At 47.1% G+C, this 18,490-nt stretch carries 18 protein-coding genes and 1 other annotated feature; of the genes, 5 read left to right on the top strand and 13 right to left on the bottom strand.

The window, feature by feature from the left end; genetic code table 11:
- Window positions 1–2: 2 nt before the first annotated feature.
- Together MKY01_RS11940 and MKY01_RS11935 are read left to right on the top strand one after the other, a co-directional pair.
- Window positions 3–446, top strand: coding sequence for a DUF441 domain-containing protein (locus MKY01_RS11940; RefSeq protein WP_339286455.1), 444 nt, complete (start codon window positions 3–5; stop codon window positions 444–446).
- Window positions 447–639: 193 nt separating this feature from the next.
- Entirely contained in the window at window positions 640–1,152 is a 513-nt protein-coding gene (locus tag MKY01_RS11935) for a hypothetical protein (protein ID WP_036609214.1), read from the top strand.
- Between the two features lie 99 nt (window positions 1,153–1,251).
- Here MKY01_RS11935 and MKY01_RS11930 read toward each other — a convergent pair whose 3' ends face one another.
- Entirely contained in the window at window positions 1,252–1,701 is a 450-nt protein-coding gene (locus MKY01_RS11930; protein WP_036609216.1) for an NUDIX domain-containing protein, read from the bottom strand.
- 57 nt (window positions 1,702–1,758) lie between these two features.
- Complete coding sequence (locus MKY01_RS11925; RefSeq protein ID WP_036609218.1) at window positions 1,759–2,055, bottom strand: HesB/YadR/YfhF family protein; 297 nt, start codon at window positions 2,053–2,055, stop codon at window positions 1,759–1,761.
- 485 nt (window positions 2,056–2,540) lie between these two features.
- Here MKY01_RS11925 and MKY01_RS11920 point away from each other — a divergent pair, with 485 nt between their 5' ends.
- Together MKY01_RS11920 and MKY01_RS11915 are read left to right on the top strand one after the other, a co-directional pair.
- A complete protein-coding gene (locus tag MKY01_RS11920) occupies window positions 2,541–4,286 on the top strand; it encodes an ABC transporter transmembrane domain-containing protein (RefSeq protein WP_036609220.1) in 1,746 nt (581 codons plus the stop codon).
- A gap of 12 nt (window positions 4,287–4,298) precedes the next feature.
- The gene (locus MKY01_RS11915) at window positions 4,299–6,389 is read left to right on the top strand and encodes an ABC transporter ATP-binding protein (protein WP_339286454.1); all 2,091 of its coding nucleotides are present in this window, start codon (window positions 4,299–4,301) and stop codon (window positions 6,387–6,389) included.
- 183 nt (window positions 6,390–6,572) lie between these two features.
- On the opposite strand, the gene MKY01_RS11910 is transcribed toward MKY01_RS11915, so the two are convergent.
- From MKY01_RS11910 to MKY01_RS11880, 7 genes are all read right to left on the bottom strand, one after another.
- Entirely contained in the window at window positions 6,573–7,199 is a 627-nt protein-coding gene (locus tag MKY01_RS11910) for a YdcF family protein (protein WP_339286453.1), read from the bottom strand.
- On the bottom strand, window positions 7,196–7,741 hold the full coding sequence (locus MKY01_RS11905; RefSeq protein ID WP_051447120.1) for a hypothetical protein: 546 nt from the start codon (window positions 7,739–7,741) through the stop codon (window positions 7,196–7,198). The genes MKY01_RS11910 and MKY01_RS11905 overlap by 4 nt, the downstream gene beginning before the upstream one ends.
- 99 nt (window positions 7,742–7,840) lie before the next feature.
- Window positions 7,841–8,551 carry a hypothetical protein gene (locus MKY01_RS11900; protein WP_339286452.1) on the bottom strand — a complete coding sequence of 237 codons (711 nt, stop codon included), beginning with the start codon at window positions 8,549–8,551 and terminating at the stop codon, window positions 7,841–7,843.
- Window positions 8,548–9,603: an ABC transporter ATP-binding protein gene (locus tag MKY01_RS11895; protein WP_339286451.1), complete on the bottom strand. Its 1,056-nt coding sequence runs from the start codon at window positions 9,601–9,603 to the stop codon at window positions 8,548–8,550. The genes MKY01_RS11900 and MKY01_RS11895 overlap by 4 nt, the downstream gene beginning before the upstream one ends.
- 6 nt (window positions 9,604–9,609) lie before the next feature.
- A complete protein-coding gene (gene argS, locus MKY01_RS11890) occupies window positions 9,610–11,340 on the bottom strand; it encodes an arginine--tRNA ligase (RefSeq protein ID WP_339286450.1) in 1,731 nt (576 codons plus the stop codon).
- 64 nt (window positions 11,341–11,404) lie between these two features.
- Window positions 11,405–11,695 (bottom strand) — a binding site (T-box leader).
- Between the two features lie 179 nt (window positions 11,696–11,874).
- Window positions 11,875–12,210, bottom strand: a complete 336-nt coding sequence (locus tag MKY01_RS11885) for a four-helix bundle copper-binding protein (RefSeq protein WP_036609230.1) — start codon at window positions 12,208–12,210, stop codon at window positions 11,875–11,877.
- Between the two features lie 73 nt (window positions 12,211–12,283).
- Window positions 12,284–13,402 (bottom strand): GTP-binding protein, encoded by a 1,119-nt coding sequence (locus MKY01_RS11880; protein WP_339286449.1) that lies wholly within the window; start codon window positions 13,400–13,402, stop codon window positions 12,284–12,286.
- A gap of 171 nt (window positions 13,403–13,573) precedes the next feature.
- Between MKY01_RS11880 and MKY01_RS11875 the strand changes: the two genes are divergently transcribed.
- Window positions 13,574–14,092 (top strand): MogA/MoaB family molybdenum cofactor biosynthesis protein, encoded by a 519-nt coding sequence (locus MKY01_RS11875; RefSeq protein WP_339286448.1) that lies wholly within the window; start codon window positions 13,574–13,576, stop codon window positions 14,090–14,092.
- 76 nt (window positions 14,093–14,168) lie between these two features.
- Here the strand turns inward: MKY01_RS11875 and MKY01_RS11870 are convergent, their stop codons facing one another.
- From MKY01_RS11870 to MKY01_RS11855, 4 genes are all read right to left on the bottom strand, one after another.
- Window positions 14,169–14,723: a hypothetical protein gene (locus tag MKY01_RS11870; RefSeq protein ID WP_339286447.1), complete on the bottom strand. Its 555-nt coding sequence runs from the start codon at window positions 14,721–14,723 to the stop codon at window positions 14,169–14,171.
- Window positions 14,724–14,797: 74 nt separating this feature from the next.
- A complete protein-coding gene (locus tag MKY01_RS11865; RefSeq protein WP_127543724.1) occupies window positions 14,798–15,817 on the bottom strand; it encodes an oxidoreductase in 1,020 nt (339 codons plus the stop codon).
- A gap of 111 nt (window positions 15,818–15,928) precedes the next feature.
- Entirely contained in the window at window positions 15,929–16,582 is a 654-nt protein-coding gene (locus MKY01_RS11860) for a hypothetical protein (protein WP_127543726.1), read from the bottom strand.
- A gap of 397 nt (window positions 16,583–16,979) precedes the next feature.
- The gene (locus MKY01_RS11855) at window positions 16,980–18,434 is read right to left on the bottom strand and encodes a nicotinate phosphoribosyltransferase (protein WP_036609243.1); all 1,455 of its coding nucleotides are present in this window, start codon (window positions 18,432–18,434) and stop codon (window positions 16,980–16,982) included.
- Between the last annotated feature and the right edge of the window lie 56 nt (window positions 18,435–18,490).

The following is an 18,490-nucleotide window of genomic DNA, read 5'->3' as shown; positions in this document are numbered from 1 at the left end:
CAATGGATATGATTTCCCTGCTGTTGCTCGTATTTGCGGCTCTCGGGATTATCAGCAGCAACACACCTGTGACCGTAGCGATGGTATTTCTGTTGTTGTTACGAGTCCTGAACCTGAATCAGGCATTTCCATGGCTTGAAAAATACGGACTTACACTGGGCATTATCATTCTGACCATTGGCGTGATGGCACCTCTTGCCAGTGGCAAGATGAGTCTGCAGACGATCGGTGAGTCTTTCCTGCACTGGAAGTCACTTCTCGCTATTGGCGTAGGATTACTTGTGGCATATCTCGGAGGACGTGGCGCTACGTTGATGGGTACACAGCCAACTGTCGTTGCCGGGCTGTTAATCGGAACGGTACTTGGGGTTGCCCTGTTCAAGGGTGTACCTGTGGGTCCATTGATTGCGGCGGGAATTTTATCATTGCTACTGGGCAAATCCTGATTGAAGTTGTGAAGCTTGTGACCTGACATGCTATGCAGATTGGCTGTATTTCCCACCGTTGTGTGATATACTTCTATTCATGCAAATCATGTACACGAGTCTACAGCAGAATAATCCATATTGTGGTTATGCTGTTGCATAAACGTATAGATTCACTTTGCAACTATTAATGGCGCAGGAGGATTAAGGAACCATGTCACGTCAGTTTATTACAGAAGCCGTGATGGTGGCCATTTACGGTCAATTGCTAGCGCCGCCCGCGCCTGTTGAATATATTGTTCCTTATACCACCATCCTTGAGCTATATGAATTCCAGACCAGTCCTGATCCCATGATGGATAACCCGGCAGATGATCAGCATGTGAAATCCAAAATCAATGAAATGATTTCTTATTTCGAGGAACCGCTGAATAAGAAAAAAATAGAGCGTGCGTTACTTGTTCCATGGGCCAAAAGCCCCTCCATTTTATTTGGTGACCAAGTATCCATTGCCATTATCAATGCAATAGATACGGCACAGTACGGGGAGTATTTCGATCCCATTGAGACCGAACTGCTACTGACATCTCAGCGCCTGAGTATCCCGATTCTTACCGATCAGGTTGAACTGATTGCACGCATAATTGAGTCTGAATCACCTGTACAGGTATTCGATATTGATGATTTTGATTTTGCGATGGATGATGAACCACTGGATCAGGTGTAATTCATGCTCTGAGCACCAGAATCGGATTTTAAAAAAAATGACCTTGGCATCCACTTTATCGTGCATGCCAAGGTCATTTTTTTGAGGTCAACACTTATTTTATTCTGCAATATCCCGCGCTAACAGGATTCGGCTAATCTGATTCAGAGGTGGTAACGACTCCAGCGCAAAAAACTTCAGACCTGCATCACTATTTACACGCGACTCCACAAGGTCATCCTGAATGATCACTGTCCGAAACAGGGCAATGACATAATACTCTTCATCTCCGCTTGAATGCAGATACCGAAGGTCAGGCCCCGAATAGAGACCTTCCAGTGTCATGGTATCAGCAGTCCAACCTGTCTCTTCCCATAACTCCCGATGGGCAGCATCTTCAATAGCCTCACCCGGACGCATCTCACCTGCTGGCAACCGCCAGTGACCATGTTCAGCATGTTGAATCAGCAGTAATTCACCTTGTTCGTTCTCAGCCCGCACCGCCGCTTTTACAACAATATGAGAGCGTTTTGCGATATACTGGGCCAAATCTCGTGGTGGCAGATTCACTGCTTATCCCCTCCCCCCTACTCCGAAGCCGGTGGCGACCTGTAATCCATCTATTGCTTAGACTTCCGTGTAACGATATTCGATATCCTGACCTTCATCAACGATGTCCACATGCAGTTGGTGCCCTTTCAGATACCAATAATCGTGATCTTCCATAAAGAATTGAATCCCCGACACTTCGGTTTGATCCGCAGGATGTCTTGGTTTCTCCACAGCAATACCTAGCGAAAATCCAGGGTGAAGACCTCCGCCAGAGCTATAACGTGCAAAAAATCGAATGCTGTCTCCCTCGTTCAAATTCAGCTCTTCCTTGTACCAGCGAGCAGCTTGATCGGATACATGTATGGTACTCATTTGGTGTCAGCTCCTTCTGTATATATATGTTCCATCATATCTCGACAGGGACTTGAATACAAACCCGAGTCACCACATAAAGACAAAATAAGTTGTGAAAAATGTTTGACAGATTGTAAAAGCCGGTGTTAAGATGCAAACATACGAGGTCTACATTGTATTTATTTCCAAAAAAAGAAAGGGTGATTACGGTGTTTAACAAACATATGATAGGTCAATTCAGCACACAACTAAATACCGGAGCACACCCGAAATCATTATTCCGTTCATAAGTCGGCATGACAGGCGATCTTTCATTAGAACCTCTGTGATGTATACTCACAATCGAACTTATATATGGTGACGGCTCTGTTCTCTGAGCCATGCTGCCGTATGATTATATGAAGACATACCGCCTGCGTGCGGTATGTCTTTTTTTGTGGGTACATTTCGGCATTCATGAACGGAATTTGCATTTCTCGGACATCGAAAGGAAGGGATAACACTTGTTCTCTGTACTTAAAAACCTGGCCTGGTTCTTCCGGCTGGAACGCAAACGATACCTAACCGGTGTCATTTTGCTTATTCTGGTGGGCATTGCCGAACTGCTGCCTCCTCGTCTTCTTGGTAATGCCATCGACGAGATTGTGCGCGGTTCCATTACCGGCACCTCACTTACGCGTTATATTTTGCTTATTCTAGGAACGGTCATCATTATCTATCTGGTTACATACGTTTGGATGCACAAACTGTTTGGTGGTGCCAACCTAGTGGAGCGGCTGCTTCGTTCACGCTTTATGGACCACTTGTTACGGATGACTCCTCCCTTTTTTGAGAAAAACAGAACAGGAGATCTGATGGCTCGGGCCACCAATGATCTTCGTTCCATTGCCACTACAGCAGGCTTCGGCATGCTGACCTTAACAGACTCTACAGCCTTTCTGGCCACCGTATTGTTCGCCATGGGTTTCCTGGTTAGTTGGAAACTGACCTTGGCGGCAATCCTGCCATTACCTTTTATCGCCATTGCCATGATGATCTATGGTAAAGCTGTACATCAACGTTACACCCTGGCACAGGATGCATTCGGAGATATGAACGACCAGGTGCTGGAATCCATCGCCGGGATTCGTGTCGTGCGTGCTTATGTGCAGGAACGTCTGGACGAGAAACGGTTCGCCGACGTGACCGAAGATGTGTATCGCAAAAACCTGGCTGTTGCCAGAATGGATGCCCTATTTGAACCCACCATCCGCCTCTTCGTAGGACTCAGTTATGTGATTGCACTTGCCTACGGCATTTATCTTGTATTTCATAATGAAATTACCCTGGGGGATCTCGTATCGTTTAACATGTACCTGGGGATGATGATCTGGCCCATGTTTGCCATCGGTGAATTAATTAACCTGATGCAACGTGGTAGCGCTTCGCTTGATCGGGTCAACGAGACTCTATCGGTAGAACCTGCCGTACAAGATGTGGAGCAACCTGCCCACGTTACGAATCCGGAAGAAATTGCGATGCAGGATGTTACATTCCGTTACCCAAGTTCCACAGTCGACAATCTCAGTCATATCAGCTTTTCGCTGCGACGGGGTCAAACATTGGGTGTTGTGGGTCGTACGGGTAGCGGTAAGTCTACTTTGCTCAAACAACTGCTTCATGAATACCCTGCCGGTTCGGGCACATTAAGCATCTCGGGTCATCCGATTCAGGATATCGCCAAAGATGACTTGCACAGCTGGATTGGGTACGTACCACAGGAACAAGTTCTGTTCTCCAAATCAGTTCGTCAAAACATTCAATTTGGTCAACCTGGTGCCAGTGATGAAGTCATCATGGAAGCCATTCGTACCGCCGCTTTTGACGGGGATCTGGGAACCTTATCCGATGGACTGGATACACTCGTTGGTGAAAAAGGAATCTCTCTGTCCGGTGGACAGAAACAGCGGGTATCGCTGGCGCGTGCCTTTATTGCTAACCCTGATATTCTGATCCTGGATGATGCCTTATCTGCTGTCGATGCACGTACTGAAGCCAAAATCATTGAAAATATACGCAACAAACGCTCGGGCAAAACCACGCTGATCTCGACTCATCGCCTGTCTGCTATTGAACATGCTGACCGAATCATCGTACTGGAGCACGGGAAAATTACGGAAGAAGGCACTCACCAGGAATTGTTAGCCATGAACGGCTGGTACCGTGAACAGTATGAACGGCAACAGGTCGAGTCCAATCTGTCCACGTAGGAGGTCAATTCATTGAAGTCTAATACAGGCAAAAGGCTGCTTGATTACGCCTTGAAAGCCAAAGGAACATTTATCGCTGCATTAATTATGCTTACCATTGGTGTTGCGGCCGAGCTTGCCGGGCCGTTCATCGCCAAATCCATGATCGATAATCACTTGCTCGCGATTGAGCAGCCTTTCTATGAGACAACAGCTTCTGATGAAGCCGCAGTCTACAACGGTAAGAACTACAAACGCGAAGGCTTGTTCGAACCGGATGAAAACAAAGGTTCCGAAGTGCGGGTATTACAAGCCGGCAGAAGTTTTTATTTTGTAAACGAACCGGTAAGCGCACCTGACGGGGACCGCACATATACGGATGGAACCCTCACGGTTACACGCGCAGGTGAGGTAACAGGCCAATATGCGGCAACACCCCTGTCCGCTGGTGAACTGTTTGCTTTTTACAAACCGGAGATGCCCAGCATCTATCAATTAATTGTGTATTACATGATCTTCCTCGTGATCTCGGTCATTATGGAGTTTGGTAAAACTTTCTGGCTGCAATCCTCTGCCAACAAGGTCATTCAAAGACTGCGTAACGATGTGTATGCCCATATTCAGCGACTGCCGGTGCACTTTTTTGATAACCTGCCCGCAGGTAAAGTTGTATCTCGGGTCACAAACGATACAGAAGCCGTAAAAGATCTGTTCGTTGCTGTTCTTTCGAACTTTTTCTCAGGAATCATCACGATTACAGGTGTATATGTCGCGCTCTTCCTGCTCGATGTTCGCCTGGGCCTGATCTCATTATTCGTCGTGCCGATGCTCATTACATGGATTGTGCTCTATCGCAAATTCGCTACTCGCTACAACACGATCATTCGATCCCGACTGAGTGAGATCAATGCAATCATTAACGAGTCCATTCAGGGGATGTCCATTATCCGCGTATTCCGCCATCAGAAACAAACCAAACAGGAATTCGAAGATCTGAATGATGACTATATGAAACACCAGAACAAAATGCTAAACCTGAATGCCTTCACCTCACACAACCTGGTTAACGTATTACGGAATATCGCATTTGCGGTGGTCCTGTGGTACTTTGGTTCCAGTGTGCTGGATGGCACAAGTATTATCTCATTAGGTGTTCTGTATGCCTTCGTAGATGTTCTGGGTCGCTTGTTCCAGCCAATCACCGGTATGGTGAATCAACTCGCCAACCTGGACTCCTCCCTCGTATCTGCTGGTCGCGTCTTTGAGCTGATGGATGAAAAGGGAGAAGCTGTAACCGATGGCTCTATGCCAAGATACAAAGGGAATGTTGTCTTCGATGATGTATCCTTTGCCTATAAAAAAGATTACGTGCTTAACAATATCTCGTTTAAAGCATCCCAAGGTCAGACGGTCGCTCTGGTCGGTCATACCGGTTCGGGTAAAAGCTCAATTATCAACCTGCTATTCCGGTTCTATGACCCGCAAAAAGGCAAGATCACGATTGACGGTCAGAACGTCAAAGATCTGCCTAAACAGTGGATTCGCGAGCATATGGGGATTGTATTGCAGGACCCGTATCTGTTCACAGGCACCATTGCTTCCAACGTCAGTCTCGGCGATGAGAAGATCTCCCGTGAACGAATTGAACAGGCGCTGCGTGATGTAGGTGCTGAACGCATACTGGCTCATTTGCCTAAAGGCTTTGACGAACCTGTCATCGAAAAAGGAAGCACATTGTCTGCTGGACAGCGTCAGTTGATCTCCTTTGCTCGTGCACTGGCGTTTGATCCGGCCATCCTCATTTTGGATGAAGCGACAGCCAATATTGATACGGAAACGGAAGCATTGATTCAGAACGCACTCGAAGTCCTCAAAAAAGGACGTACCACCTTCATCATTGCTCACCGTCTCTCCACCATTCGTTCGGCGGATCAAATTCTGGTTCTGCATCGCGGGCGTATCGTTGAGCAAGGTGCACATGATGAACTGATGGAGCTTAAAGGCCGCTATTATAAAATGTATCAGCTCCAGCAAGGTGCGCAAGCAGCAGCGAGTGCAACCAGCGGGAATCCGTCGGGTGAGATCATTCCAACCTCAACCTCCTTTGCCGGAGGCAATGCATAACAGAGTAAAACAGAACGCTCTTTAAGTAATCAATCAAAATGATGTTCTCGACGGCAACACAAAAACCGATATACACAGCTACCTCAGGGTTTGCGGTGTATATCGGTTTTTTATATTTTCATCGGGATTCAAACTCTGATACTGTTTATTTCGTCCAGAAAAAAAAACAATCCGCGTGCAACCTCATGGCTGCTGCGGATTGTCTATCCATCCTTTGATCGTATATCCCATATACATCACGGTCTCTCTTGCGAGAAAAGGAAACTTGCTGCGCCAGGTTCGATAAGCCGTAGTTCGTGTCGGAGAGGGTACAGCATCCATACCCAGTCCGGCAGCCAGCTTCATGGCCCGTTTCATATGTAATGGATCACTCACAATCGTATAGGTTTGATAACCGGCCTGTTCACCAATTGGAATTGAATTGACCAGATTCTCCTCGGTAATTCTGGATTTGGTCTCTATGCGAATGTCCGCAGGATCTACTCCATGTGTGATGGCATACTTCTGACCCACTTCAGCTTCCGTATGTTCTCCATCACCACTTGATCCACCTGTGAAAAGCAGATTACGAACGGTACCCTGACGGTATAATTCAATCCCGTGTTCAATACGTTCGCGAAATACAGGTGAAGGGTTATCCCCCGCCACGGCTGCGCCCAGAATGATTGCTGCATCCGATATCCTGGATGAATCCTCATCCGTATATGTAGATATACGGATTGCGGTAACCACAGTCCACAGGATTCCAACCAATACTACTGTCAGAACCGTCTTTAATATCCAGCGTTTCGTTATCTGTTTGCTTGTCATTCATCCTCTTCCAAAGCCCTTGCTTGCATACTCTCGGTATGCATACGCTCCAGCGTTTGCAGAGCTGCTGCGGATTCGGCATCCAGACCAAGCTCTGCAATCCAGGCACCCGTATATTGCTGAAGACGGATCTCCAACTCCTGTGCACGGTCTTTGAAATCCTCCAATTCCTTAATCATACGTGATCGTCCTTCCGGACTGAATGTCTCATGGATTCGTTCCTTGAAGTAGTGATGTACGATACGGTTACGTTGCTGCCATAACTCATTCAATTGAAGAGTCTCTTCCTCGGAGAATGTAAAATGATGGCGCACTTCGTGAATGAGTTGCCCCAGTGAACTGCTCATCTTTCGTTCGTACAGATCTTCCAGATCCTCTTCAGACACGGCTTTGCCCTGAGACATTTTCATTAATAAAATCAGATTGACCAGCTGCTGTTCAAGCGCCTGCCCGTAGTACACTGCCAATCCGTAATAGGCAAACAATTCCCTGGAGTGTTCGCTGTCCAGCATGTCACCATTCTGGATATCTGTATTTTGCATATGCGAGCGCCCCCTTCAACCGTACAATGTTAACCATTCCATGTCCCTCTATCCTAACCAAACCAAGAGCAACATTCAAGTTATCGGGAAGCGCGTCTTCTAACTCCGCAGATCTCTTCTTCCGGACAGCCACACATGGATGATTAGTAACCCTAATGCATAGAGCACAGTCCACAGCATAACCGAAACAAAAGAGTCCATCTTTGATTCATCAAATAACATCATCTCACGAACCAGATAAAAGGCTGGTGGAAGAATGCGGCCAAGCCATTCTAACGATTCAGGCAAACGTTCACTTAAGGAACCTTGGATAAACGATAGTAATAATACAATAATGAGAGCAGGCATACTTCGACTAAGCAAGGGAATGTACGATTTTTGAAAAAATACACTGATGCCTAATCCCAGCAGTGATAACCCCAAATGTCCTAACCAAGTCATCATCCACTCCTCACCTGTGGGTTGTCTCTCGAACATCCCAGCGAACACGGGATACAGCACAGTGATTGCGGTGAGCATAAATTGCATTATCCAGGCACAGATGAGTTGACTTAATACAACTTTACACCTGCTTCCTGTATGAAGGACAAGTAATTGATACTGCTTTGCAGGTTCGGTATTCATCACCATTACTCCGAGCCAAGCAGCTGCCAGAAATAACAGCATAGCCGTAACACTGTAACTGTCCGCAATAGGGTTGGGTTTGTAGGAATAGATCAGCAGCATGGCGATGATATAAAAGATAACCGGTGCAAAATATTTCTGTGAGCGAATGTGATGCCTTAACAAATATCGGGTCAGATAGATCATTTGACTTCTCCCCCCGCATCATCCATGGAAGAGCTTAAGTCCACAGATTCTGTGACACCTTCACGACTCGCATGTACAGCTGGATGTTGTCCTTCCAGCAGACTTTCCATATGTAATTGACTTTCTTCCTGTTGTACAGACACAACCGAACCTCCGGAAGCCAGAATCATTCTGAGGACATCATCTGTTGATTGTTGAACCACTTTCCAATCCCACAACCAAACATTGGATATCCCTGAGCTTGTATTACGAACTAAAGACAGCACTCCCGGTTGTTGTACAATAGATAGATCGTTAACCAGATCCTCTCCAGCTTTCGTCAGACTTTGAATACGTACAACGGGTTCGCCAGCTTGAAGTATATCTTCACGACTCCAGTAGCGGAGCACGCTGCCTTTCTTCAACACAATCACATGGTCTGCCAAACGTTCAATAAGCAACGGTTCATGACAAGCTGTAACGATGGATGTCCCTTCATCCTTCCATTGCCCCAATAAGGATACAATGCCCTCTTGAGCTGGAATATCCAAGCCTGACAACGGTTCATCCAGCAACAAAAGACCACCCGGTCCAGGTAACAGGGCCTGAATCAAATTCACTTTTTGCAGTGTGCCCTTCGATAATAAGGGTAACTTCTGATCGATCGCGGTATCCAGATATAAAAGTTCACTAAGTTCTCTAATCCGCTCACGCAGTACTTCGGGGCGAATGCCCCGAATCCGACCCATGTCCCACAAATACTCTCCAGAGGTAAAGGGCAAACGTGGCAGGCCATCTACTGCATACCCATCAGAACCCTTCATTGTGCGCTGGATCGATCCTGTATCGGGTAACAAAATACCTGCCAACATACGTAGCAACGTACTTTTGCCAGAACCGTTTCTGCCAATAAGCACAGCACATTCTCCCTGCTTCACTTCCAGATTAATTTCATCAAGTACTTGAGCATTACCTAATCGCTTGCTCACTTGTTGAAGCAACATACCTCGACCTAATGAGTCTCGTAAATCTTGATCGGCTTTTTTGAAAAGTCCACGTGTACTCCTTATCACCTGGGATCACATCCGCTCTGGAGCTTGCACACCTAGCAAATGTAAACTGTACGCGAGGCGTTCGGCAGTCCGTTTGGCCAATGCCACCCGGAAGGATCTTACATCAGATGACGCATCCGCAATGCGTTCGGCGTGATAGAAGCGGTTGAACGCTTGAGCGACATCTATAGTATATTTGGCAATGACCGAAGGCTCATTCCGATGAATTGCTTTTTCCAGATACTCGGGATATTCACCAAGCAGTTTCAGCAATGCCCATGAGGTATCTCCGATACTGGATGAAGTAGTCCCTGTGTCATTTACATCATCTGCAATCGTGCCGTTAGTCAAAGGGTTTTCATTTTCCACGCGGATCGCCTCTTCTGCCTTGGCAAGCACACTTTGAATCCGGGCATGGGTATACTGCACATAAGGTCCGGTCTCTCCTTCAAAACTCACCGCATCCTCCAAGGAGAAATCCACATCGTTTAACCGATTATTACGCAGATCACCGAAGACAATGGCACCTACACCAACAGCCTCAGCCACCTTCTGAGGGTTCTCCAGATTCGGGTTTTTCTCCTGAATAATCTGCAAAGCACGAGCGACTGCCTCATCCAACACTTCCTGCAAAAAGACGACTTTACCGCGGCGGGTAGACATTTTCCGTCCCTCAAAACGCATTAATCCAAACGGGATATGTTCACACTTCGCAGACCATTCATGACCCATCCGGGATAGGACCGCAAATACCTGCCGGAAATGTAACTTCTGCTCGCCTCCGACCACGTATAACAACCGATCTGCCTTCATCACCTCATGACGATAGACTGCCGTAGCCAAATCCCGAGTAGGATAGATTGTTGTTCCATCTTTTTTGATAATCAGGCACGGGGGCATGTTCTCATCTTCCAGACGTACCACGAGTGCTCCATCACTCTCTTCAAGTAAACCTTTTGCCTTCAGTTCTTCAACCACTGCACCCATCTTGTCATTGTAAAAGCTCTCCCCCAGCGTATGGTCGAACTGCACATTCAGACGTTCATACATCCGGTTGAATTCCTTCATGCTCACTTCCACAAAGAACGCCCATAACCGCTGTGCTTCATCATCCCCTTGCTCCAGCTTGCGGAACCAGTCGCGTGCCTCAATCTCCAGAGAAGGATCGTTCTCCGCCTCATCGTGGAAGCGCACATACAGTTCCAGTGACGTACGGATCGGGTCTGCCTGCAACGCTTCATCATTGCCCCACCGTTTGTACGCTGCGATCTGCTTGCCAAACTGGGTTCCCCAGTCTCCCAAGTGATTCACACTTACAGAGGTATAACCCGCTTCGTTATACAACCGATACAGTGCCGCACCGATTACAGTAGAACGCAAATGTCCAATTCCGAAGGGTTTTGCGATGTTAGGGGAAGACATATCAATTACAACACGTGAACCTTGACCAAGCTGAAGCTTACCAAATGCCGCATTCCCCAGTTCTTTCAGCAGATTCGGCGCGAGCTTCTCCCGATTGAAACGGATATTTACATACGGCCCGGCGGGAGTCGCTTCAATTCCAGATGCCTGCAATCCCGTTGCGAGCTCGGTCGCAATGACTGCCGGAGCTTTTTTTAATGACTTCGCTAATACAAAACAAGGGAATGCTGCATCACCCATCTCCGCCTGTGGTGGGACTTCCAGTAATCTCAGAACCTCTTCTTCATTCAAACCCGTTAAAGGGGTAATATCGGCCGCAGCCTGCTTCATCAACATGTCAAACACTCCTTATCCATTCATTATTGGCTGAAATTAAACACAAAAAAGCTCTCGTCTCTAAATAAGAGACGAGAGCTGAATTAACAGTTCCCGCGGTACCACTCTAGGTGAACAGGCTACTCCTAATATGCATCAACATGCATACCAGTAAAACTGTTCCGCTCGATGCGTATAACGGTCGCAAGCCGGGTTACCCTCAGACAGATATGGTCTATCCCAATCGGGATACGCACATCTTTTCGGATAACCATCTCACGGGTGCGGTTCACTCAGGTCATGTCATACCGGCTTCCACCTTTCCCGGCTCGCTGTCATGTATGGATCTGGCTACTCTCCCGATCATTGATATTCTTCGTTTCAATTCATTGCCATCATTATACATACCACGATCAGACTTGGCAACCTACATTAAAAATCCCCTACTGAAAGGCAACACATAGGCACATCGTCTCAGATGCTTGTGTTCACTGCCTTCCCTTAGGGGACAACGGTCATTATCGGTTTTAATTATATATTCCAGTGAAATAATATTTACGCCACTGCTGCCATCAACCGGCAAGCTTCTGCACATCTGCGGCAAGCCTCTGCACATGCTTGGCAGTGATCATGGTGGTGTTTGCCACACTCAGCGGCGCAAGCTTCACAAGCTTTCACACACAATTCGCATATTTCAGCAATGAAATCACTTCCACGTGTCATTGCTTGTGCAGCAAAACTGCAGATCTCCGCACATTCCCGATTCAAACGAATGCAATCACGCAACATCGCCAGATCATATTCTTTCAGACTCGATATGTAACATACGTTGCATGCATTCATGCACTCCAGGCAAGCATCGATACATTGTTGATATTGTTGTTGTGTCATTTAAAGTTACCTCCCAGGCAAAGTTTGCTATGCATCTTAATACCCAGTTCGGAGGAATATTGAATCATCTAACCTACTTTATCGCTTCCAATTCCAGTAATTGGTCACGAATGACAGTTTGGTCAAAATGTTCACCTATAAACACAGCAACATTAGGGACATCTCCCTGAGGTGTGATCTTCATGTAATCCGATTCACGGTAGGCATACTGGAACCAGAAACGGCTCGCCGTGTCACTAAACGATAAAATACCTTTCGCTCGATACACGTCTCGTGGCAAAGCAGATACAAATTGTTCAAATGCTTCGCTGTTCACCGGATGACTGAAATAATGCGTATACACCATGACATGTTCGTGTGATGCATGAGGAGCGGAATGCTCGTGACAGTGGGCATGGACATGCCTATGGGATGCGTCAGTATTCGTATCATCGCCTTGGAGTGTATGATCTGTATGTTCATGACCATGATTGCAGCCATGTGTACCACAGGCTTCCGTATGCACATGATGCTCTTGGTGAGCTGGCTTGTCTGCTTCAGAAGCTGAATCACGTACATGCACGTCTGCCCCGCTGCGAAGCAACAGATCCATCTCTACCTCACATTTCACCGTAGGAATTACAGGGGCGAAGCCATTCCATTTTGCCAAAAGCTGCTCCAGATCCTGCAGTTCCTGTGCACTCACCCGATCCGTTTTGTTCAAGAGAAGCACAGACGCACAACGAATCTGCTCCTGCATTAGCTTGAAGGTCTGCCCCTTCTGCTCCTGATACAGACCAGACAGATGTGCTGCATCCACAACAGTAATGAGACTTTTCAGTTCCAGTCGCATGTAGAGTGAGGTCTCCGTTACCGCATCCAGAATCTCCATTGGATTCGCCGCACCGGTGGCTTCAATGATGATCACATCCGGTGATTCCTCTTGAACGAGATCAGCAAGTTGCAATCCCAAGTCACCACGTACGGTACAACAGATGCATCCACCTAACATCTCAGTCATTGGAACGGTGGAATCCACAATCTGACCATCCAGATTAACTTCGCCTAACTCATTCATAACCACTGCGGGACGCAAACCCTGCTGTTGCCAATGTTCGATCAACTGAACAAGCAGTGTTGTTTTGCCACTCCCCAAAAAACCTGACAGTATATATACAGGTATGGATTGTTCTTTTATAATCGTTTCATTCATGCGTATACACCTCTCTGATTGTCCTTCTTGTAACCTGATCTATCTATATCTAGCGAGTGTACACCATCCCGCATTCGTTGTGCAATAACGTTCAACTCTCCCACAGTACATTGCCTGATTCTACCGGATGGTCTATGCTATGAGGACATGTTGATTGAAGGAGGAAGTTTCATGACTAATTCAGTGGAACAACATCGCCAGGAAGCCCCTGACATGGTATCGTGCATGATTGTTACAGTGTCTGACACACGAACTAAAGACACCGATACCAGTGGCCAGCTCATGCACCAGCTTTTGAATGAAGCGGGTTATCAGATTGTTGAATACATCATCACACCAGATGAAACGGAGAACATTCGAAGCATCCTGCAAGATGCAGCTGTTCGTGATGATATTGAAGCCGTGCTGCTGAGCGGCGGTACAGGGATTGCACCCCGAGATACAACTTATGAAGCAGTATCCTCACTACTCGACAAGGAACTCCCGGGCTTTGGTGAGATCTTCCGTTTTCTCAGTTACACTGAAGATATCGGTTCCGCTGCCATCCTGAGCAGAGCCGTCGCTGGAACGATTGGACGCACAGCCGTATTCTCCATGCCGGGTTCCAAAGGAGCTGTCAAATTGGCCATGGAAAAACTCATTCTGCCCGAGTTGCGGCATGTCATGCGTGAAATATATAAACCCGTCTGAAAGATCAGACGGGTTTTTCGGGTTTATTTTCAGCTGTACGGTAAGGATTGAAAGTTTTCTGTGCTCCCATCTTCTCTTACCTTAGTTGCCCCAACACATGTTGGAACACCTGCATAACATCCTGTTCATACTTGTCCTTTTCCCCACCGGAAGCTGTATAAACGAGTGAGACGTACCCTTTGCTACGAATCGTTGTCCGGCCAAGCGCATTCTCCAAGACAGCCTCATCACGATTCTCACTATACATTTGTTTCATGCTGGTAGCACGGGTTGTCGCATCACTGAAAATATGGACTTTCACGATGTGTCTGCCACTTCCATTCAACAAATACATATAAGAGATCCCGCCATGGTCGTCATCGGCAGACATGTTATTCATAAGTTGAATGCCTTTTGCTTCAAAACTCTTACTGATCTCACTCACCAATTCACCGTTTAATCCGTGTCCTTGACTCTGTGCCCGCACATTTCCTTCATCTGTCGCTTCGCGGGTGTAGACCTTCCGCTCCTGTTCAATGGATGATCCCGAACAAGCCACCAGGGACCAGACACTCGTGATCAACACGCCACTTACAAGTACCGACTTCATTGTTCTTCCAACCAGACTTCGGCCTTTTCTACCAAACCACATGCCAATCCTTCCTTTCCAGCCACGTGTACTGTGACCCAATCAGGTAGAATTAGCATGTCTAAGGACTTAGAATCTTATGCGGATGGCAGATCTGATATTGTATTGACCACCGTACGACCTACTGCACCACCTTGGAGTATCGTCTCTAGCGTATGAGACAATTGATCTAGAGAAATCTCCCGGATTCCCAGTTCCAGCGCGCGCTCCGGTTTCCATTCTCCGCCGAGCAGTTTCCACAATCGTTCCCGACGTTCCATCGGACAATATACAGAGTCTATACCAATAAGCTGGATGCCACGCAAAATAAACGGAAGTACCGTGGATTCAAAAGCTGTGCCTCCAGTTAACCCGGATACCGCTACCGCACCTCCGTATTGAATCTGTTTTAATCGCTCCGCAAGAGCCGGTCCTCCTGTTGGATCAACAACTCCCGCCCATAGCTGTTTCCCCATCGCTCCTTTAGCTGGAGTATCAGCTTCTTCACGAGTAATGACCTCTGAGGCTCCCAAGTTTCTAAGCAATGGCTCCTCCTGCTCCTTCTTGCCTGTGCTGGCTGTTACTTCAAAGCCAAGCTTCGCCAGAATCGCTACTGCCATACTGCCAACACCACCCGTTGCACCCGTAACCAGAACCTTGCCCATCTCCGGTGTCACTCCAGCCTGTAACAGCGCATCTACCGAAAGTGCAGCCGTAAATCCTGCGGTTCCAATTGCCATGGCCTCTTTCTCACTGAGACCTGGTGGCAGAGGTACCAGCCATTCACTGCGCAGACGCGCATACTCGCTGTACCCTCCGTAATGGGATACGCCAGGTTCAAATCCTGTACTGATCACCCGATCTCCTGGTGCAAAACGTCCACTTACCGACTCTTCTACCGTTCCGGCCAGATCAATTCCCGGTACCATCGGGTACTCACGAACGACACCGCCTTTGTCAAGGGTAGCGAGTCCGTCTTTATAATTGACACTGGAATACTGCACCTGTACCGTTACATCTCCATTTGGCAGATCTTCCTTCTTCAATTGCTCTATAGCAGCTTTCACTCCGCCCTGTTCTTCTTTACGGACAACATATGCGTTAAAATGGTTTTTCATCTATAGCCACTCCTCTTTTGGATTTTATATATTTTTCCATTAAGCACATGAATTGTTCGCATTCAGGCTTAACGGCTCCGTTTACCTATGGAATCCTTCAAATATTGATGATCAAACTCTGTCTCTCCTGAGCGTCAACAGATAGATTAGGGGACCCACAATAGGGATGATGCCTGCCGCGGTCCAAGCTGCTGAACGTCGACTCACTTTAGTATCCCTGTATATCGCAATCATGGAAAGTAAGGTCAGCAGTACAAAATCAATCGTCATGATATGTACAAAGGCAGATTGATTGAATGCTTCCATATATACAGCCGGATGACCTTGCGTCACGGCATAGAATGTTGCCCCCAGCGTTAACAGCAGAAGGACGACATGCGTCAGTTTGTGGGCTGCTACCCGTCCAATTCCCGACTCCCGCTGATGACCAAAATGTAAGTTTGCGTAACCCGAAGCTCTATTTGCGGATGATGACCATGCATAATAGGGAAGCAGGGCAAAAGCACCCAGTCCAAAAGAAAGTATGACAAAAGGCCAAGCCGGTACACGGCCACCTCGTTCTTTCACAGATGTTCTTAACAGCATACAGACATAAACTGCCGGGAAAATACCTAACCACGAAAATACCGTAAGTAACCAAGGCTCTTTGCTTTGCAGGGTGATCAGTTCTTTGAATATCGGATCACTTCCAGGTGACTGCCCTGGTGCCAACAACACTGCATAGGCAATAAAAGCGATCCAGACCAGTCCTAATATCCATCTCATGTCTGCACCTCCTCTTACTTTCATCCCCTACAGCTGCGGGATTGAAACAATGCGATGCAGAATTTGGCGTCTCGTGCGCTTTCCCGAGAAATAATTACTGCTTTTCCCCTACAACCTCTTGAATTGGGCATGACTATTTCCAGTATAGCCTGCTACCTTGGCAGTCTGTCCATGAGATTTCTTACATCACTGGTCCACCTCATCGGGATCATATAAGAATAACGTCTATCAACTATCGACGTACTTTCACAGAAGACAGAACGCGTATAGCGGAAATTTTGCTTGCAATCATCGAATCGTTCAACTCCGCTAAGAACGTATACATTCTATAGGCAGCAAAAAGGCATAAGCCAGTATACCTCACTGGTTATGCCTCTCTGTAATTCTTATGTGTGAATTATTCCTCTGTGGATTTCACATGTTCCGCAATGAGCTTCTGCTTCATATTCCATGCCGCAGGGCTGATGTTCACACGGTAGATCTCCGGGTTGAGCTTCCGTTGGTATTCAGGCCAGAAGAGGTTCATCTGTTCCCGGTGATACGCACGAATCTCATCCAGATTAGGCAGTTCATACACTTTACGTCCATTCACAAAGATTGGCTCCAGCATATTGACCGCTTCGTAGCGGGTAACCGTCTTTTTCAGGTAAGGGTGTAGCGGGTTGAACAGCTTGAGCGGTCCGCCCTGTAGCGGTTGCTCTTCCTCTGGATAGCAGATATAATCTGCAATCGCTTTGCCATGTTTCGGATCAATGATCCTGAACACTTCCTTTTTACCTGGAGTGGACACCTTTTCAGGATTGGCAGATATTTTGATCGTAGGCAACATGGCACCGTCCACTTCACGCTCCACCAATTTGTACACTCCACCCAAAGATGGCTGGTCAGAAGCGGTAATCAACTGTGTACCAACACCCCATGTATCAATCCGTGCTCCTTGAGCCTTCAGGTTGAAAATCGTATTTTCATCCAAATCATTGGATGCTACAATTTTCACATAATCCAGCCCAGCCTCATCCAACATCTGACGTGCCTGAATCGACAAGTACGCTAGGTCACCACTGTCGAGACGAATCGCATTCATCTTTTTGCCTTGGCTCTCCAACTTCTTGGCTGTTTTGATGGCGTGAGGTACTCCACTGTTCAATGTGTCAAAGGTATCAACCAACAGTGTAACCTGATCAGGCAACACTTTGGCATACACGTCAAAGGCCTCCTGTTCGCTCATAAAGCTCTGTACCCAGGAATGGGCATGTGTACCTGCTGTTGGGATTCCGAAGCGCTCTCCGGCCAGCATATTAGACGTTGCATCGAAGCCTGCTACATACGAGGCACGTGCGCCCCAGATGGCAGCATCCGCTTCCTGCGCACGCCGTGTGCCGAATTCGAGCAACGTATCCTGCTGCGCTACCTGTTTGATCCGCGAAGCCTTGGTTGCAATCAACGTCTGATAATTCATGAAGTTAAGTATCGCCGTCTCCACCAATTGAGTCTCCATAATGGAGCCTTCTACCCGAATGAGCGGTTCGTCAGGGAAAACAATTGCACCCTCCTTCATGGAATGAATCGTCCCCTGAAATGAAAACTGGAGCAACTCTTCCAGAAAGACCGGATCGTAATTTTCCTCTTGTTTGGATAAAAATTTGATGTCGTCCATCGTAAACCGAAGCTGGCTGATATAGTTCACAATACGTTCCAATCCGGCAAATACCGCATATCCGTTACCAAAAGGAAGTTTACGGAAATAGGCTTCAAATACCGCCTTCCGCTTGTGAGTACCATTCACCCAATGGGCGTACATCATATTGATCTGATATTTATCCGTATGTAAAGCCAGGCTAGTTGTCTGCATTTGTCTCATCCTCTCTGACTTCCGCTCGTGCCCCCAGATTTCATCTGTGAACACGG

It is taken from the genome of Paenibacillus sp. FSL R5-0486 (assembly GCF_037975155.1).
In the GTDB taxonomy this organism is placed as follows: domain Bacteria; phylum Bacillota; class Bacilli; order Paenibacillales; family Paenibacillaceae; genus Paenibacillus; species Paenibacillus amylolyticus.
This window is presented reverse-complemented; position numbering and strand designations above follow the sequence as displayed.

Excerpts from the sequence above, each read along its gene's own strand:
- MKY01_RS11940 (WP_339286455.1), top strand. The coding sequence starts at position 3 with ATGGATATGATTTCCCTGCTGTTGCTCGTATTTGCGGCTCTCGGGATT.
- MKY01_RS11935 (WP_036609214.1), top strand. The coding sequence starts at position 640 with ATGTCACGTCAGTTTATTACAGAAGCCGTGATGGTGGCCATTTACGGT.
- MKY01_RS11925 (WP_036609218.1), bottom strand. The coding sequence starts at position 2,055 with ATGAGTACCATACATGTATCCGATCAAGCTGCTCGCTGGTACAAGGAA.
- MKY01_RS11910 (WP_339286453.1), bottom strand. The coding sequence starts at position 7,199 with ATGACAAGCAAACAGATAACGAAACGCTGGATATTAAAGACGGTTCTG.
- MKY01_RS11905 (WP_051447120.1), bottom strand. The coding sequence starts at position 7,741 with ATGCAAAATACAGATATCCAGAATGGTGACATGCTGGACAGCGAACAC.
- MKY01_RS11900 (WP_339286452.1), bottom strand. The coding sequence starts at position 8,551 with ATGATCTATCTGACCCGATATTTGTTAAGGCATCACATTCGCTCACAG.
- argS (WP_339286450.1), bottom strand. The coding sequence starts at position 11,340 with ATGTTGATGAAGCAGGCTGCGGCCGATATTACCCCTTTAACGGGTTTG.
- MKY01_RS11885 (WP_036609230.1), bottom strand. The coding sequence starts at position 12,210 with ATGACACAACAACAATATCAACAATGTATCGATGCTTGCCTGGAGTGC.
- MKY01_RS11880 (WP_339286449.1), bottom strand. The coding sequence starts at position 13,402 with ATGAATGAAACGATTATAAAAGAACAATCCATACCTGTATATATACTG.
- MKY01_RS11875 (WP_339286448.1), top strand. The coding sequence starts at position 13,574 with ATGACTAATTCAGTGGAACAACATCGCCAGGAAGCCCCTGACATGGTA.
- MKY01_RS11870 (WP_339286447.1), bottom strand. The coding sequence starts at position 14,723 with ATGTGGTTTGGTAGAAAAGGCCGAAGTCTGGTTGGAAGAACAATGAAG.
- MKY01_RS11865 (WP_127543724.1), bottom strand. The coding sequence starts at position 15,817 with ATGAAAAACCATTTTAACGCATATGTTGTCCGTAAAGAAGAACAGGGC.
- MKY01_RS11860 (WP_127543726.1), bottom strand. The coding sequence starts at position 16,582 with ATGAGATGGATATTAGGACTGGTCTGGATCGCTTTTATTGCCTATGCA.
- MKY01_RS11855 (WP_036609243.1), bottom strand. The coding sequence starts at position 18,434 with ATGCAGACAACTAGCCTGGCTTTACATACGGATAAATATCAGATCAAT.